This window comes from Nocardiopsis potens DSM 45234 (assembly GCF_000341105.1).
GTDB lineage: Bacteria > Actinomycetota > Actinomycetes > Streptosporangiales > Streptosporangiaceae > Nocardiopsis_A > Nocardiopsis_A potens.
Window position 1 is genome coordinate 1 of sequence record NZ_ANBB01000015.1, and the last position, 16,443, is coordinate 16,443.

A 16,443-nucleotide genomic window follows, 5' to 3' on the forward strand; every position below is an offset into this window, starting at 1 on the left:
GGCCGACCGGCCGGCCCCCTGACCCGGTGGTCCGCGCGCCCGGCGGCGGACCGGGCGTCCCGGAGCCGCCCGCCCCTGCCCGGGGGAGCGCGCGTCGCCTGCGGGAGCGGCCCTGCGGGGCGCCCTGGCGTACCCTTCGTCACGCTATGATGGGGCCCACCGGTGGCCGCTTTCCGAGGGCGGCGACGACGGGCGAAGGCGGGGCCGACGGCGGCCCCGGGCCCGGGGTCCGCGTTGGGAATCCGACGCCGCCGGCCGGTGTTGGGAGTTCTGCCGCGGCGAACGCCCGACGGCCGACGAGGGGAGGAGAACGTTGACCGCGCACGGGCTCATCGACACCACGGAGATGTACCTCCGCACGATCTTCGAGCTCGAAGAGGAAGGCATCGTTCCTCTTCGGGCCCGCATCGCCGAGCGCCTCCAGCAGAGCGGCCCCACCGTGAGCCAGACCGTGGCGCGGATGGAGCGCGACGGCCTGCTCCGCGTCGAGAACGACCGGCACCTGGTCATGACGGAGGAGGGCCGCCGCCTGGCCACCCACGTCATGCGCAAGCACCGCCTGGCCGAGCGGCTCCTGGTCGACGTGATCGGCCTGCCCTGGGAGGACGTGCACGTCGAGGCGTGCCGCTGGGAGCACGTCATCTCCGAGGCGGTCGAGGAGCGGCTGATCGGGCTGCTGAACGCCCCCTCGGTCTGCCCGCACGGCAACCCCATCCCCGGCCTGGACGAGCTCGGCCTGGAGGACTACTCGCCGGAGCCGTTCGCCGACGACTCGATCCTGCCGATGACCGAGATCGCCAACGGCGCGGAGACCAAGGTCGCGGTCCGGCGGATCAGCGAGCAGATCCAGAGCGACCCGGACATCATGCTCTCCCTCAAGGACGCGGGCGTCCGGCCGGGGCAGGAGGTCGCGCTGCTCTCCACCGACGACGGCGTCCGGGTCGGGCACGAGGGCGGCGAGCCGGTCGAGCTCTCCCGCGAGGTCGCCAGCCATGTTTTCGTCGCCAAGCTCTGATGTCGCCGACGGCGCAGGCCCCGGGGCGGCCCCGGCCCCGAAATGTCGCGTTGCTCTGCGGGTTTGCGTCCTATAGGACTATGCTCGGGCGAAAGCGGGGGCGATCCGGAACGCGCGGGTCATCATGACGCGGGTCATTGACGGCAAGGTGGCGGCTGAATGAAGCGGTGGGGGGAAGCCTTCTACGACGACAGCGCGGTCACCGGGGAGACGGTCGTCGAGCGGGCGCAGATCGCCGTCATCATGACCGACCGCTTCAGCCACCTGCGGTACTGGAACGCCTACGCCCGCGACCTCTTCGGGTTCGTGGGCGGCCGGGACCCGCTCGGCACCTCCTTCCTGGACATCGGCATCCACGAGTCGGACCGGGAGCGCGCCGCCCAGCTCGCCCGCCGGGTGCTCAAGGGCGAGACCTGGGAGGGCACCTTCGGCGTGGTCCGCGCCGACGCCACCTGGATGCACATCCGGGCCCAGGCCGTGCCGGTCCGCGACGAGCAGGGCGCCGTCGAGGGCATGGCGATCTTCGCCTACGAGGCGATGCGCAGCGGCCGGGTGGAGGAGCAGTACGGGCTGCTGGAGCGGATAGGCGACCGGCTGGCCGGGTCGCTCCGCTACGACGGCGCGCTCAAGGCCGTCGCCGAGACCCTGGTGCCGCAGTTCGCCGACCACTGCTTCATCGACCTCTACGACGGCGACCGGCTGGTCCGCCGGGTCTCCATGCACGCCGAAGGGTGGTCGCCGCCCCCGGGCACCTGGCCCGACGTCGGCCAGGAGGTCCGCTACCCGGAGCGGAACGTGGCCGCGCTGGCGATGCGCCGGCTGGAGGCCATCGCCGTGGACGACCTGTCCTACCCCCCCGGAGCACTCGACGAGGGCGCCGCCCGCGCCGTCGAGCAGGTGGGGGTGAGCTCGGCCGTCGCGGCGCCCCTGCGGGCCCGCGGTGAACTCCTGGGCGTGCTCACGCTCGCCCTCTCCCGGCTGACCCCGCGCGACAAGACCTCCTACGACGGCTTCGACCGCGACCTGGTCGGCGCGGTCGCCGGCCGGGTCGCGCTGGCCATCGACAACGCCCGGCTGTTCGAGGAGGAGCGCAGCACCGCGCTGGCCTTCCAGAACAGCCTGCTGCCCAACACCTTCCCGTCCTTCGACGGGCTGTCCATCGCGCACCGCTATGTGCCCGCCCGGCCGCTGGAGTCCCAGGGCCGCGGGGTGCAGACCCAGGTCGGCGGCGACTTCTACGACGTGGTGCCGCTGTCCGCGGGCCGGGTCGGCATCGTCATCGGCGACGTCGAGGGGCGCGGCCCGCACGCCGCCGCGGTGATGGGGCAGCTCCGCGCCGCGCTGCGCGCCTTCGCCCAGGCCGACCGGGAGCCCGCGGACATCCTCCGCGAGCTGGACGAGTGGGTGCGCAGACTGGGCGTGCCGGACGGCTCCGGCGGCACCTGGGTGCCCAGCGTCAGCTGCCTGTACATGGTCTACGACGCCTGGTCCCGGGAGCTGTCCTACGGCAACGCCGGCCACCCGCAGCCGCTGCTCATCTCCGGCGGCGAGGTCATCCCGCTGGCGCTGGAGGTCACCGACTCGCTGCTCGGCGTGAAGACCCGCGGCGTCCCCTACGACGAGGCCATCTACCACCAGGCCGACCTCACCCTGCCGGCCGGGGCGACGCTGCTGCTCTACACCGACGGGCTGGTCGACCGGAGACCGGTCGGCGGCGGGACCGCGGACGAGGGGCGGGCGCTGCGTCGGCTGCGCGAGCGGGTCCGCACCGTGGCCGACTCCGACGTGGAGCGGATCGCCGACGTCGCGCTGGGCGCGGTGCCCGGGGAGAACGACGACGACACCGCGCTGCTGGTGGTCCGCACCCACCCCGACGAGCTGGCGCTGCGCGAGGGCTGGTTCGTCGCCGAGGCCCCCACCGTCGCGGAGGCCCGGCACCTGGCCGCGGCCACCTTCAAGGAGTGGGGGATGGACGCCGGCCAGTCCGAGCTGGCCTGCCTGCTGGTCTCCGAGATCGTCACCAACGTGGTCATCCACGCCACCCCGCACCCGGTGCGCCGGGAGTTCACCGCCGACGGCGTGGTGGACTCCGCCGACCCGCTGGGCGGCCTGGGGGCGCAGGGCGGCGCGGACGACTTCTCCGAGGACTGGTCGGACCTGCTGGAGGAGGTCGCCGAGGCGTCCGACGACGACACCCCGGAGCAGACCCGGTTCCTGCTCCGGCTGCGCCGCGGGGCGTCCTCGGTGTGGGTGGAGGTCTTCGACGACGACCTGCGGCTGCCCCGGATCCGCAGCGCCGGAGCCGACGACGAGGGCGGGCGCGGCCTCTACCTGGTCGACCAGCTGGCCGACCGGTGGGGGTCCAGACCGACCCCGACCGGCAAGGCGGTCTGGTTCGAGATCTCGATGAAGGGCGACTGAGCGCCGCCCCTCCCCAGGGGTCAGCGCCAGGACCACGCCCACAGCAGCAGCACCAGGAAGATGAAGAAGACCACGATCCCCCCGGTGCTCCACGGGATGTGCATCTTGGGGCGGAGCTTGCGCACGCCGATGACCAGCAGGAGGACCAGCAGTCCAAGGACGATCAAGCCGTCCCATGCACCCGTCATGACCCTGGAGACCTTTCGCCGCGACCGAGGGGGCGGTGGCTACAGGCCCATGGAGCGGCCCACGATCTCCTTCATGATCTCGGTGGTGCCACCGAAGATCGACTGGATCCGGGCGTCCTGCCAGGCCTTCGCCACCGGGTATTCCATCATGTACCCGTACCCGCCGTGCAGCTGCAGGCACCGGTCCATCACCTTGTTGGCCAGTTCCGAGCACCACCACTTGGCCTTGGCGGCGTCCTCCACCGAGAGCTCGCCCCTGTTCAGCAGGGTGATGGCCCGGTCCACGTAGGTGCGGGCCAGGTCCACCTCGGTGGCCAGTTCGGCCAGCACGAAACGGGTGTTCTGGAACTTGGAGATCGGCCGTCCGAAAGCCGTCCGCTCCTTGCAGTAGCCGATGGTGGCGGCGAGCATCGCCTCGGCGCCGGCGGTGGAGGCGACCGCGATGGAGAGCCGCTCCTGCGGCAGCTTCTCCATCAGGTGGACGAAGCCCTTGCCCTCCTCGCCGATCAGGTTGGCGGCGGGGACCCGCACGTCGGTGAACGAGAGCTCGGCGGTGTCCTGGGCCTTCAGCCCGATCTTGTCCAGGTTGCGGCCGCGCTCGAAGCCCGCGGCGCCGCGCTCCACCACGATCAGCGAGATGCCGTGCGCGCCCGCCTCCGGGTCGGTCCGGGCCACCACGATCACCAGGTCGGAGTTGATCCCGTTGGTGATGAACGTCTTCTGCCCGTTGAGCACGTACTCGTCGCCGTCGCGCACCGCGGTGGTCCGGATGCCCTGCAGGTCGCTGCCGGCGCCGGGCTCGGTCATCGCGATCGCGGTGATGGTCTCCCCGGAGCAGAAGCCGGGCAGCCAGCGCCGCTTCTGCTCCTCGGTGGTCAGGTCGACCAGGTAGGGCGCGATCACGTCGTTCTGCAGGGTGAAGCCGAGGCCGCTGGCGTGCGCCTTGCAGATCTCCTCGGAGAGGACGGCGTTGAACCGGAAGTCGCGCACCCCGCTGCCGCCGTAGGCCTCGGGGACGCCCAGGCCGAGCAGGCCGACCTTGCCGGCCTCGGTCCACACTTCGCGCGGGACGATGCCGTCCTTCTCCCACCGGTCGTGGTGCGGTACGACGTTCCGGTCGAGGAACTCGGCGACCGACTCCCGGAAGAGGTCGTGCTCGGTTTCGAAGAGCTCCCTCTGCATGGACATGACTCCTTCGCGCACGGGGCCGCCCGGAGGCGGGGCTGTGCCGCCAACGTTAACCGAATCTCATTCGGTTTTGCACGGTCCAAATCGCGGCAAAGCCGCGGCCTGCCCTCACCGCCGGAGCCGGGCGCGGCCCGCTCCGCTCCCTAGGGTCGGGAAGGGGCGCCCGCCCCGGGCGCCCGCGGCTCGCGGACGGCGACGGGGGGAGCGGCCGGATGGGCAGGCACGAGGCGGCGGTGCGCAAGCGGCGGAGCGGCGGGGCGGAGGAGCCGCGGCTCGCGGTCGTCATCGCGGCGCTGCTGCTGACCGTGCTGGTGGCGGCGCTGAACCAGACCGTGGTCGCCACCGCGATGCCGCGCATCGTCTCCGACCTGGGCGGGCTGAGCCACATCTCCTGGGTGGTCACCTCCTACCTGCTGGCGGTCACCGCGTGCACCCCGCTCTGGGGCAAGCTCGGCGACCAGTTCGGCCGCAAGTGGGTGCTGCTGGTCTGCCTGGCGGTCTTCCTCGCCGGGTCGGCGCTGTGCGGGCTGGCCGGCGACTTCGGCACCCTGGTGGCCTACCGCGCGGTCCAGGGCATCGGCGGCGGCGGGCTCATGGTGCTCGCCCAGGCCGCGATCGGCGACATCGTCCCGCCGCGCCGGCGCGGCTCCTTCATGGGCCTGTTCGGCGCGGTGTTCGGGGTGGCCAGCGTCGCCGGGCCGCTGATCGGCGGGTTCATCGTGGACAACCTGTCCTGGCGGTGGGTGTTCTACGTGAACCTGCCGCTGGGGGTGGCGGCGTTCCTGGTGCTGATCGCCGCGCTGCCCGCGGCCCGCGGCACCGCGCGCACCAGGGTCGACTACGCGGGCATCCTGCTGCTGGCCGCGGCGTCGGTCTGCGCGGTGCTGGTGACCTCGCTCGGCGGCACCGCCTACGACTGGCTCTCGGTGCAGGTCATCGGGCTGATCGCGGCGGCGGTGCTGCTCACCGTGCTGTGGTGGGCCAGCGCCCGGCGGGCGGCCGACCCGGTGATGCCGCTGTCGCTGTTCCGCAGCCCGGTGATCACGGCCTCCGCGGTGATCAGCTTCGCGGTCGGCTTCGCGATGATGGGCTCGATGGCCTACATCCCGCTGTTCCTGCAGGTCGTGCACGGGTACTCGCCGACCTCGTCCGGGCTGCACCTGCTGCCGATGGTGGCGGGCATGCTCGTCTGCTCGATCGCCAGCGGGCAGCTGCTCACCCGGACCGGGCGGTACAGGATCTACCCGATCATCGGCACCGCGCTGGTCGCGCTGGCGCTGTTCCTGATGTCCGGGCTGGAGCCGGGCACCCCGTTCCCGGTGCTGGGCGGCTACCTGCTCCTGCTGGGCAGCGGGCTGGGGCTGACCATGCAGGTGATCGTGGTCGCCGCGCAGAACGCCGCGGACTACCGGGACCTGGGCGCGGCCACCTCCGCGGCCACCTTCTTCCGCTCGATCGGCGGCTCGATCGGCACCTCGGTGTTCGGCGCGGTCTTCGCCGCGCAGCTCGCCGCGAACATCGCGGAGCGGATGGCCGGGCTGGAGCTGCCGCCCGGAGCCGACCCGCGGGAGCTGCAGAACGACCCGAGCGGGCTGGCCGAGCTGCCGCCCGAGGCGCGCGCCGAGTTCCTCGGCGCCTACGCCGACTCGGTGGACGCGGTCTTCCTGTCCGCGGTGCCGCTGGCGCTGGCCGCGTTCGCGGTCGCGCTCTTCCTCAAGCAGATCCCGCTGCGCACCACCATCGGCCCGCCGGACCTGGACGAGGTGGTGGCGCCGGTGCGCACCGACCGCACCGCCATGGCCGAGCTGGAGCGCGCGGTGTACCGGGCGTTCGGCCGGGAGGGGGCCCGGCACGCCTACCTCAGGCTGGCCGAGGCGGCCGGGCTGGAGCTCTCCCCGGGCGCCTGCTGGACCGTCACCCACCTGGCCGCAACCGGCCCGATCGGCGCCGAGGAGCTCTCCCGGATGTCGCACGGCACGGTGGAGCAGGACGAGTCGGTCCACCGCGAGCTGCTCCGGGCCGGGCTGCTCCGGGACGACTCGCCCACCTGGGAGCTGAACGCCCAGGGGCGGGACGCGGCCCGCCGGCTCCGCGACGCCCAGGAGCAGGCCCTGCGCGGGCTGCTCAGGGACTACGGCCCGGAGGAGCACCCGGAGCTCAACGCGGCCCTGCGCGACCTGGCCCGGGCCTGCCTCGGCGACGAGGAGGACGCCGGCCTGGTCCGCGAGGGCGGCGACGAGCGCCGCCTCTGACCGCCCCCTCCCGACGGCCTCGACGTTCCGGCCCTTTCCCGGCGCTCTGATGGGGCGGAACGTCGAGACCATCGCGGGGCAGGGGCGGACCGGGACCCCGGTGGCCGGTGCGTACGGCGAAACCGAATATGGTTCGGTTAAGGTAGTCCGCACCGAACAGGCTCCCCTGGAGGACCGCATGGCTGAGGCATTCATCGTCGGGGCCGTCCGCACCCCCGTCGGCACCAAGAAGGGCGCGCTGGCCGGGGTGCACCCCGCGGACCTGGGCGCGCACGTCCTCAAAGAGCTGATGCAGCGCACCGGCGCCGACCCGGCGGCGGTGGAGGACGTCATCATGGGCTGCGTGAGCCAGGTCGGCCCGCAGGCCCTGGACCTCGCGCGCACCGCCTGGCTCTCGGCCGGGCTGCCGGAGACCGTCCCCGGAGTCACGATCGACCGGCAGTGCGGCTCCTCCCAGCAGGCGATCCACTTCGCCGCGCAGGGCGTGCTCAGCGGCACCCAGGACCTGGTGGTCGCCTCCGGCGTGGAGAACATGGGCATGGTGCCGATGGGCGCCAACGCCAAGTTCGCCATCGACGAGGGCCTCCCGCTCTTCGGCGACGGCTGGACCGAGCGCTACGGCATGCAGGAGATCTCCCAGTTCCGCGGCGCCCAGCTGATGGCCGAGAAGTGGGGCTACAAGCGGCAGGACCTGGAGGAGTACGCCCTGGAGAGCCACCGCCGGGCCGGCGCGGCCCTGGCGGACGGCAGGTTCGACGCCGAGATCGCCCCGATCGCCGGCGTCGAGCGGGACGAGGGCGTCCGCCCGGACACCACCCTGGAGAAGATGGCCGGCCTCAAGCCGCTGCGCGACGGCTGGGCGCTGACCGCCGCCGTGGCCAGCCAGATCTCGGTGGGCGCCGGCGCGGTGCTGATCGCCTCCGAGGCGGCGGTGGAGCGGCACGGCCTCACCCCGCTGGCCCGGATCGTGCAGCTCTCGGTCCTCGGCGACGACCCGGTCTACATGCTCACCGCCCCGATCCCGGCCACCCGGACGGCCCTGGAGAAGGCCGGGCTGGGCATCGGCGACATCGACGTCACCGAGATCAACGAGGCCTTCGCCCCGGTCCCGATGGCCTGGGCCGAGGAGCTCGGCGCGGACATGGCCAAGGTCAATCCGAACGGCGGCGCGATCGCCCTGGGCCACCCGCTCGGCGCCACCGGCGCGGTGCTGATGACCAAGCTGGTCCACGAGCTCAAGCGCTCCGGCGGCCGCTACGGCCTGCAGACCATGTGCGAGGGCGGCGGCCAGGCCAACGTCACCATCATCGAACGGGTCTGACCGCCCCGGACGTCCTGGACGCCCCGGCCGGACCTGCCGGGGCGTCCGAGCGGAGCCTCCGGCGGCCCGGTCAGCCCTGGTGGACCGGGCCGTGCTCCAGGCCGAGCCAGGCGGCCATCGACTCCAGTTCGGCGTGGAGCTCGGCGGCGGTCTCCGGCGGGGCGCCGTCCTCCAGGGTGGTGCGGCGGACCAGGAGCCGGCCGGAGGCCCGGTCGGACTTGAGGTCGACCCGGGCGACCAGGCGGTCGCCGAGCAGGAACGGCAGCACGTAGTAGCCGTGCACCCGCTTGGCGGCCGGCACGTAGATCTCCAGCCGGTACCGGAAGCCGAACAGGGCCTCGGTCCGGCTCCGCTCCCACACCGCCGAGTCGAACGGGCTGAGCAGCGCCCGGGCGTGCAGCCGGCGCGGCACCCGGGCGTCGGCGTGCAGGTAGGCGGGGGAGTCCCAGCCCTGCACCGAGACCGGCACCAGCTCGCCGGAGTCGACCAGGTCGGCGACGGCGGCGCGCGCCTCGACGGCGCTCAGCCGGAAGTAGTCGCGCAGGCAGGCCTCGGTGCCGACGCCGTGCGCGCGGGCGGCGATCCGGACCAGCTCGCGGCGGGCCTCCGCGGGGTCGGGGTCGGGCGCGCCGTGCACCTCGGCGGGCAGCACCCGCTCGGTCAGGTCGTAGCGGCGCTCGAACTGGGCGGTGCGCCCGTCGGTGGTCACCTCGCCGGCCCAGAACAGGAACTCCAGGGCGCGCTTGACCAGCGACCAGTTCCACCCCCAGTGCTCCTTGGCGCGCGGCGCGTCGTGCTCCAGGCCCGCCTCGATCTCCCGCGAGGTGGCCGGCCCGATCCGGGCGACCTCCTCGTGCACCGCCTTCACCAGCTCCGGCTCGTCCCGGGCGATCTTCCGCATGCCGCCCCAGGCCTCGTCCCGGGCGCGCGCCATCCGCCAGCGCAGCAACCGGTGCGTCGCGGGCGGGATCAGGCTCGCCTCGTGCGCCCAGTACTCCACCAGCCGCCCGCCGCGCCGGGTGGCCGCCCGGTCCGGCAGGGCCCGGTCGTAGGGGCCCAGCCGGGCGAAGAACGGCAGGTACTGGCTGCGGGAGAGCACGTTCACGCTGTCGATCTGCACCACGCCGATCCGGTCGACCACCCGCTGCACGTGCCGCATGGTGGCCGGCCCGGAGGGTCTCCGGTCCGCGAACCCCTGCGCGGCCAGCGCCGTCCGGCGGGCCTGGGCGAGCGAGAGCACCGAGTCGCGGCGCGGGTGCGGAGGGGGAGGGGAGTCGTACATGAGTACTAACGTACTGGCGGCACGGGCCGCCCGCCACCGCCCCGCCGGACTCCGCACCCCCCGCTCCCGTACGCTCGACCGAGCGCACCGGGCCCTCCTCGGACGGCCCTCCGGCCGGGACCGGCCGGGCCGGTACGGCCCTCCGGGGGCCGTCGGCTCGGGAAGGCGGCGGTGTCCTCGATTCCCGGCGGGGCCCGGCAGGCCGGGTGCGGCGGGTGCCCTTCTCGGTCCGCCCGCGGGTGCGGGGCCGCGTGGCCCCGGAGGGCGGGAGGCGGTGCTCCCGTCTCTTTTCGAGGCTCGGCCGGGAAGCGGCCTGCGGGGCCTATCCGGCGGCAGGGGCCGGACCGGGGTCAGCCCATCCGGTGGTGCAGGTTCTCCTTCTCACTGGGGCCGGGGGTCGCGTCGGCGATCGGCGGGCCCGGGGCGGACGGGTCCAGGGCGCCCTCCTCGAGCCAGGTGTAGCGGTCGGCGAGCAGGCGCTCGGCGACCTTGGCGTCGGTGCCGTCGGTGTTGGCCCGCAGCGCGCGGAACAGCTCCTCGGTGCGGAGCCGGGAGCGGCGGCAGAAGGCGTCGGCGAGCTCCTGGCCGGCCCGGGCCCGGTCGGGGTCGCCGGCGTGCTCCCGGCGCTCCGCCTCGGCGCGGACCACCGCCGCGCTCATCGCGAACAGCTCGGCGCCGATGTCGACCAGCCGGGCCAGGAATGCCTGCCGCTCCTCCATCCCGCCCTGCCACCGGGACATGCCGTAGAAGGTGGACCGGGCCAGCCTGCGGGCGGCCCGCTCGGTGAAGCGGAGGTGCCCGGCGAGCGGCCCGAACTCGCCGAACGCCCCCGGGCGCTGCCCCTCGCCGACCACCAGGCCGGGCAGCCAGGAGGCGTAGAAGCCGCCCGCCCTGGCCAGCGCGCGGGCCTTGGCGGCGCCGTCCGCGGACGGGTCGATCAGGTCCCCGGCGACCGAGAGGTGGGCGTCCACCGCCTCCCGGGCGATCATCAGGTGCATGATCTCGGTGGAGCCTGCTGTGAAGGTAGCCACTTGATAAGGTCCAGCCCATGACAACCCACCTCGATCTCACGGCCCGCCCCGACGGGTCCCCCCTACGGGCCCGCAGCTACGACCGCCAGTCCGAGCGCAGGGACGACGGATCTACCGGCGGACCCAGCGGGCGGCGAAACGCGTGCATCGCCCGCGCCGCGCAAGGCGCGCACGGCGTCCCGTTTGCGCACACCGGCCACTACGAAGACATTGGCCGCTCCGGTTGGGACCTGAAAGCCGCGCGTCCCGACTTCGACCGAATGATGGAAGACGCCCGACGCGGCGAATTCGACGTGCTGATCATTTTCGCGCTCTCGCGACTGACCCGAAAGGGTTTCAGGGACGCGCTCGACATCCACGACGAGCTACAGAAATGCGGCGTGCGCCTAATCTCGGTCACAGAACCTTTCCTCGACACGGGCGACCCGATGGGCGTAGCGATGTTCGCTCTGATCGCCGCAATGGCGGAGCAGCAGAGCACGGACAAGTCTGCGTTCGGAAAGTCGACCAACGCGGCGATTCGTGAACGCGGCGGCTGGTTGGGCGGCCGCCCGTCCCTCGGGCTTCGTATGCGCAAAAAAATTGTGGACGGGGTCACGATCCGGGTTCCGGAGCCTGAACCGGCCGAAGCTCCGTTCATCGACGAACTGGCTACGCGGGTGCTGGCCAGAGAGAAAATGCACACGATCATGGAAGACTACGCCGCTCGCGAGATTCCGTCGGTTTCCGGCGGCCATAAAGACGGTGAAATGCCTCACTGGTCGGTCACCCGCATCCATCGAATTCTTCGGGATCCGCGCATCGCGGGAATCGTCGGCGACGTGATCCCGGAGCGCGCTGCAAAAGGGCACCCCGACCGGTATCGGATCCGGCGTAACGACGACGGTACGCCGATGCTCGCGGGTAAGGGAGCGATTTCCCCAGAAAAATGGTTCCTGGTCCAAGCGGAACTCGATCGGCGGAGCGTTGAGCGCGGGCCGCGGTCGAGCGATAAGCCGCGGTCGCTGCTCGGCGGGACGGGGCTTGTGAAGTGCGAATCCGGATTCGCTTTCTCTTGGGGCGGCCAGGACAATTACGCCTGCAGCCGCCACACCACCTGTCCCGCGCACAAGGGGCGGCGGAGGACTGTGAAAACACGGCACTTGGACGAGTGGTTGGCACGGACGGTCCTCACTCGAATCGCCGCGTTGGACCCGCACGACGAAGAAGACGCGGCGATGCTCTCCGCCGCGGCATCCGCTTACCAGGGAGCGGTAGGCAGCCCCGACCTTGTGGCGGAGCGCAATTCGGTGCAGGCCGAATTGGCCACCGTCACCCGCGAGATTGGCGAACTGTACGAAGACCGGCGGGCCGGGGTGTATCCGGGGCCCCGCGGCCGCGCCGAATTTATTAAGGACCTGAACGCCCGCCAGCAGGAAGAGATTCGGCTCAATAACGCGCTAGACGCACTGAACCGGAAGCTTGAGTCGCCGGTGCTCCCCATCGAAGAATGGTGTGCAACGGACGACCCGGACGGCGACCCGATCGGGGAGGGGTCGTGGTGGAAGTCCGCCAGCGCTGAAGACCGGCAGCTACTGCTCAAGATCTTTGTGGACCACGTGACCGTGAACGGCGTGGACAAGAAAATCAGCGGCCGCACACGGGGATACCACGTTGGAAAGCGCGCGGAAATCCACTGGCGGCGACCCGAGAACGACGAAACTGAAAGTGAGGCCCGTAATGCGTAAAAGCACCGCGCACTACCGGCGGACCCTGCAGCCGACCCCGACCGGGTCCACGGATGAACAGGCCGTGATCGTGGCGGCGGAACTCGCGGCCCGCGGCGTCGACTTCCGCCCCGCGGAGCCGGGCGACTGGTCGGCCGGTGAATGGCACGCGGTGGTCCGGTCGGACGACGCGGAGTAGGCGGAGCAGCGGAGCGGCCCGTTCCCGGGAGTTCTCGGGGACGGGCCTTTTTATGCCCGTGGGGCTCAGAACGCCCGTAGAGCCCCCGGGGCCCCGTGGGGTTACTCGGGTATAGGTCCACCGCTCCCGACCGCTCTGCCCGCCGGTGCCACCGGTGAAGCCCGGCCCCCGCTGTCCGAGGCGGGGCCTAGGTTGCCGGGCATGGCAGATGAGCGCATGATCTCCGAGCTGTCCGGCCGGACCCTGGGCCGGGTCCCGCACGACACGGTTCCCGTCATCGAGGCGGACGGGGCGCCCCTCGCCGCCGGCGTCGACGAGGAAGGGGTGCTGCACACCTGCGACCTGCGCAGCGGCGCCCGGACCGAGGTCCCCCTCGACCTCGACCCGCAGACCCTGGTGGGGCCGCTGCTCCGCGGCGAGGAGGACGAAGAGGACGAGGAGTTCGAGGAGGAGGACCTCTCCGAGTACGAGATCGACACCTACAAGATCGCCGCCCGGGCCGCGGCGCTGCACCTCGGCGGGCGGCCGGTGCTCCTCACCGGCGCCGACCGCTTCGACGTGCTCCTCTCCGACGACGACTACGGGGGCGGCGCGGTCCGGGCCTGGGACCTGCGCACCGGCCGCATGGTCGGCCGCCCCATGGACGGGCACGAACTGGGCGTCACCGCGCTGACCGCGCTGGCCGGCCCCGGGACGGCGCTCTCGGTGAGCAGCAGCGAGGAGGGCCGGCTGGTCGTCTGGGACCTGGACCGGGGCGAGCGCGTCGCGAACCTGGCCGGCTCCTACAACGGGGTGATGGGGGCCGGGTTCGCCGGCGGCCGCCCGATCGCCGCCACCGGCGGCCACGACGACTTCGCCGAGGCGTGGGACCTGGCCGCCGGGGAGCGCATCGGCGGACCGCTGACCGGCATCGACGCCCCGGTCAGTGCCCTCGCCGTCGCCGAGGTCGAGGGCCGCGCCGTGGTCCTGGCGGCGGCGGGCGCCGGTACCGACCTGTACCGGTGGGGCCCGGCCGGCGGCGTTCCGGCCGGCGCCCCGCTCACCGGGCACACCGACCAGGTGGTCTACCTGGCCACCGCGGTGGTCGGCGGCCGCCCCATCGCGGTGTCCGGCGCGGCGGACCGCACCGTCCGGGTGTGGGACCTGGCGGGCGGCGAACAGATCGGCGCCCCCATCGAGGGGTGCTGGTCGTTGGAGGACGTCACCGCGATCGCGGGCGCCCCGGTCGCCGTGACCTCCACCCCGGAGGGCGAGCTCCAGGTCTGGGACCTGGAACGGGCCGCCGGCTGACCGCTCCCCCGGCCCCGCACCCACCCTGTTGAGCCCAGGGCTGTTGCTTTTTCCCGGCCCTGGGCGCACGTCCCGCGCGGGATCGCCGGGGCGGCGGGCCGGGCAAAAGCAACAGGCCGGGGCTCAACATCGTCGTCGTACCACCGCGATGACGTCGAGCGCGGCCGGCTCGGGTGGGGACGGGGTACCGCGGCGAGAAGAGGACCCCGTCAACGACTCGGGGTACTAGCGGTAGGGGAAGCGGACCGTGACCCGGGTGCCGGCGCCCGGGGCGGAGGCGATGCCCGAATCGCCGCCGTGCGCGTCGGCGATGGCGGCGACGATGGACAGCCCCAGGCCGGAGCCGCCGCCGGGGGAGCGGGTGCCGCGGTGGAACCGGTCGAAGGCGCGGCGCAGGTCCTCGCCGGACATCCCCGGGCCCTCGTCGGAGACCTCCAGCGCGGCGTGGACCGGGCCCGCGCTGAGCCGGACCCGGACCGGGGTGCCCGCCGGGGTGTGCTCGGCGGTGTTGGCCAGCAGGTTGGCCAGCACCTGGCGGAACCGGGCCTCGTCGATCCGGCAGGGCAGCCGGTCCGGGGCCTCCAGCGAGATCTCCCGGTCCGGGGCGACCACCCGGGCGTCGGCGACCATCTCGCGCACCACCGGCACCAGGTCGGCGGTCTCCAGGTGCAGCGAGCCGCCGCGGTCCAGCCGGGCCAGCTCCAGCAGCTCGCCGACGAGCCGGCTCATCCGCTCCGACTCGTCCTCGATCCGGCGCATCGCCCCGGCCAGCTCCTCCTCGGGCACCGCGCCCTGGCGGTACAGCTCGGCGTAGCCGCGGATGGTGGTCAGCGGGGTGCGCAGCTCGTGCGAGGCGTCGGCGGCGAACGCGCGCACCCGCTCCTCGGACTCGCGCTGCGCCGCGAAGGCCTGCTCCAGCCGGGCCAGCATGGTGTTGATCGCCCCGGCCAGCCGCCCCACCTCGCTGTTCTTCTCGGTGGCGGGCATCCGCGCGGACAGGTCGGAGCCGGTGGAGATGCGGTCCGCGGTGGTGGCCATCCGGTCCAGCGGCTCCAGGCCGCGCACGATCAGCCAGCGCCCGGCCAGCGCCAGCCCGCCGAGCAGCAGCACCGCGGTGACCATCTGGGTCAGCACCAGCTGCCAGGGGTACTCCTCGCGCTCGTTGGTCGGCACCAGGGTGACCATCAGGCCGCTGGGGCGGGCCCGGACGGTGGCGCGGAACGGCGGCACGGTGGAGTCCCGGCCGTCCAGGTCGAAGATCTCCTGGGTGCCGGCCTGGTCGTGCAGGCGGCGCAGCGGCACCTCGGCGATCCGCTCCAGCGCGACGTCGTCCCGCTCCAGGTCGCCGTAGACCTGGGTGACCTTGCCGGTGCGGCCGTTCAGCAGCACCACCAGGTAGGGCGAGGGGCTGGGCGCCTCGACGCCGACCGGCGGGGTGTCGTTGTCCAGCCGCACCATGGCGCTCTCCGCGGCCAGCGTCACCTGGTCGTCGATCCGGTCGGTGATGAACCCGCGCATGGTGACGAAGCCGACCACGCAGGTGACCAGCAGGCCGACGGCGGTGACCGCGATCAGGCCGGTGAGGAGCCGTGAGCGGAGCCTGCCCGGGGGCATCTACCGGGCGTCCGGGGCGCGCAGCGCGTAGCCGACGCCGCGCTGGGTGCGGATCAGCGGCGGGCCGTACCGGTCCAGCTTGCGGCGGAGGTAGCTGATGTAGGTCTCCAGCACCTGGGACTGCCCGGTGTACTCCCCGCCCCACACGTTCTCCAGGATCTGGGCGCGGGTCACCACCTGCCCGGCGTTGCCGGCCAGGTAGGCGAGGAGGCGGAACTCGGTCGGCGACAGGTCGATCGGGCGGCCGTCCCGGCGCACCTTCCACTTGCGCTCGTCGATCTCCAGGTCGGCGTAGTGGATCAGGCCGACGGAGCCGCGGACGCCGCCCCCCTCCCCGGCGGGGGCGTCCCGGTTGGCGCGGCGGAGCAGCGCGCGGATCCGCGCGATCAGCGCCTCGACCGAGAACGGCTTGGTGACGTAGTCGTCGCCGCCCAGCGAGAGCCCGGTGACGGTGTCGGTGGGGGTGTCCCGGGCGGTGAGGTAGATGACCGGGACGTCGTCGCCCCGGCCGCGCAGCTTGCGGCAGACCTCGAAGCCGCTGATGTCGGGGAGGAGCACGTCCAGCAGGATCAGGTCCGGCTTCTCCTCGCGGGCGCAGTCCAGCCCGGTGGCGCCGTCCCCGGCGGAGCTGACGGTGAAGCCGTGGAAGCGCAGGGCCGCGCGGACGAGGTCGCGGATGTTGGGCTCGTCGTCGATGACCAGCACGTGCGGCGGGACATCGTCGGCCATGGCTGCCTCCTCGGTGCTCTCGTTCCTCGGCGACCCCCTCCATGATGCCGCAGCCGGGGCGGGGTCCTTCCCGCCTTCGCGGCCCGGGCGGGGACCGGCCCCGGCCCGGGCGGCGAATCAGAGATGAGGCGAACCGTTTCGGTTCGCGGCGCGTCGGAGAGGAATGAGAAGGACCGGTGCGGGGCGGAGTCGCCGCGGAGGACGGCC

Annotated in this window: 12 protein-coding genes and 1 pseudogene; 7 read left to right on the forward strand and 6 right to left on the reverse strand. The window is 73.1% G+C overall.

The features are described 5' to 3' along the window. Positions 1-313: 313 nt before the first annotated feature. Both D459_RS0105745 and D459_RS0105750 read left to right on the forward strand, forming a co-directional pair. Positions 314-1,015, forward strand: a complete 702-nt coding sequence (locus tag D459_RS0105745; protein ID WP_017592042.1) for a metal-dependent transcriptional regulator — start codon at positions 314-316, stop codon at positions 1,013-1,015. Positions 1,016-1,174: 159 nt separating this feature from the next. After that, a complete protein-coding gene (locus D459_RS0105750) occupies positions 1,175-3,436 on the forward strand; it encodes an ATP-binding SpoIIE family protein phosphatase (protein WP_017592043.1) in 2,262 nt (753 codons plus the stop codon). Positions 3,437-3,456: 20 nt separating this feature from the next. On the opposite strand, the gene D459_RS36100 is transcribed toward D459_RS0105750, so the two are convergent. Together D459_RS36100 and D459_RS0105760 are read right to left on the reverse strand one after the other, a co-directional pair. Continuing rightward, positions 3,457-3,624, reverse strand: a complete 168-nt coding sequence (locus tag D459_RS36100) for a hypothetical protein (RefSeq protein WP_026120084.1) — start codon at positions 3,622-3,624, stop codon at positions 3,457-3,459. Between the two features lie 39 nt (positions 3,625-3,663). Continuing rightward, positions 3,664-4,806: an acyl-CoA dehydrogenase family protein gene (locus D459_RS0105760; RefSeq protein WP_020380069.1), complete on the reverse strand. Its 1,143-nt coding sequence runs from the start codon at positions 4,804-4,806 to the stop codon at positions 3,664-3,666. Positions 4,807-5,024: 218 nt separating this feature from the next. Between D459_RS0105760 and D459_RS0105765 the strand changes: the two genes are divergently transcribed. Together D459_RS0105765 and D459_RS0105770 are read left to right on the forward strand one after the other, a co-directional pair. Continuing rightward, on the forward strand, positions 5,025-7,064 hold the full coding sequence (locus tag D459_RS0105765; protein WP_017592046.1) for an MDR family MFS transporter: 2,040 nt from the start codon (positions 5,025-5,027) through the stop codon (positions 7,062-7,064). A gap of 178 nt (positions 7,065-7,242) precedes the next feature. Beyond that, complete coding sequence (locus D459_RS0105770) at positions 7,243-8,385, forward strand: acetyl-CoA C-acetyltransferase (protein ID WP_017592047.1); 1,143 nt, start codon at positions 7,243-7,245, stop codon at positions 8,383-8,385. A 70-nt stretch (positions 8,386-8,455) separates the two neighbouring features. On the opposite strand, the gene D459_RS0105775 is transcribed toward D459_RS0105770, so the two are convergent. Both D459_RS0105775 and D459_RS0105780 read right to left on the reverse strand, forming a co-directional pair. Continuing rightward, on the reverse strand, positions 8,456-9,667 hold the full coding sequence (locus tag D459_RS0105775) for a winged helix-turn-helix domain-containing protein (RefSeq protein ID WP_017592048.1): 1,212 nt from the start codon (positions 9,665-9,667) through the stop codon (positions 8,456-8,458). Positions 9,668-10,017: 350 nt separating this feature from the next. Then, a pseudogene (locus D459_RS0105780) lies at positions 10,018-10,680 on the reverse strand (acyl-CoA dehydrogenase family protein); the annotation flags it as partial. Positions 10,681-10,715: 35 nt separating this feature from the next. Between D459_RS0105780 and D459_RS0105785 the strand changes: the two are divergent. The 3 genes from D459_RS0105785 (at position 10,716) to D459_RS33510 (ending at position 13,893) form a co-directional block, all read left to right on the forward strand. After that, positions 10,716-12,425: a recombinase family protein gene (locus D459_RS0105785; protein WP_017592050.1), complete on the forward strand. Its 1,710-nt coding sequence runs from the start codon at positions 10,716-10,718 to the stop codon at positions 12,423-12,425. After that, a complete protein-coding gene (locus D459_RS35305) occupies positions 12,418-12,603 on the forward strand; it encodes a hypothetical protein (RefSeq protein ID WP_152522907.1) in 186 nt (61 codons plus the stop codon). Before D459_RS0105785 ends, D459_RS35305 begins: the two co-directional genes overlap by 8 nt. 201 nt (positions 12,604-12,804) lie before the next feature. Beyond that, positions 12,805-13,893, forward strand: coding sequence for a WD40 repeat domain-containing protein (locus D459_RS33510; RefSeq protein ID WP_152522908.1), 1,089 nt, complete (start codon positions 12,805-12,807; stop codon positions 13,891-13,893). A gap of 225 nt (positions 13,894-14,118) precedes the next feature. Here the strand turns inward: D459_RS33510 and D459_RS0105800 are convergent, their stop codons facing one another. Next, positions 14,119-15,507, reverse strand: coding sequence for a sensor histidine kinase (locus D459_RS0105800; RefSeq protein ID WP_017592053.1), 1,389 nt, complete (start codon positions 15,505-15,507; stop codon positions 14,119-14,121). Beyond that, positions 15,508-16,236, reverse strand: coding sequence for a response regulator transcription factor (locus tag D459_RS0105805; protein WP_017592054.1), 729 nt, complete (start codon positions 16,234-16,236; stop codon positions 15,508-15,510). Positions 16,237-16,443 lie beyond the last annotated feature (207 nt).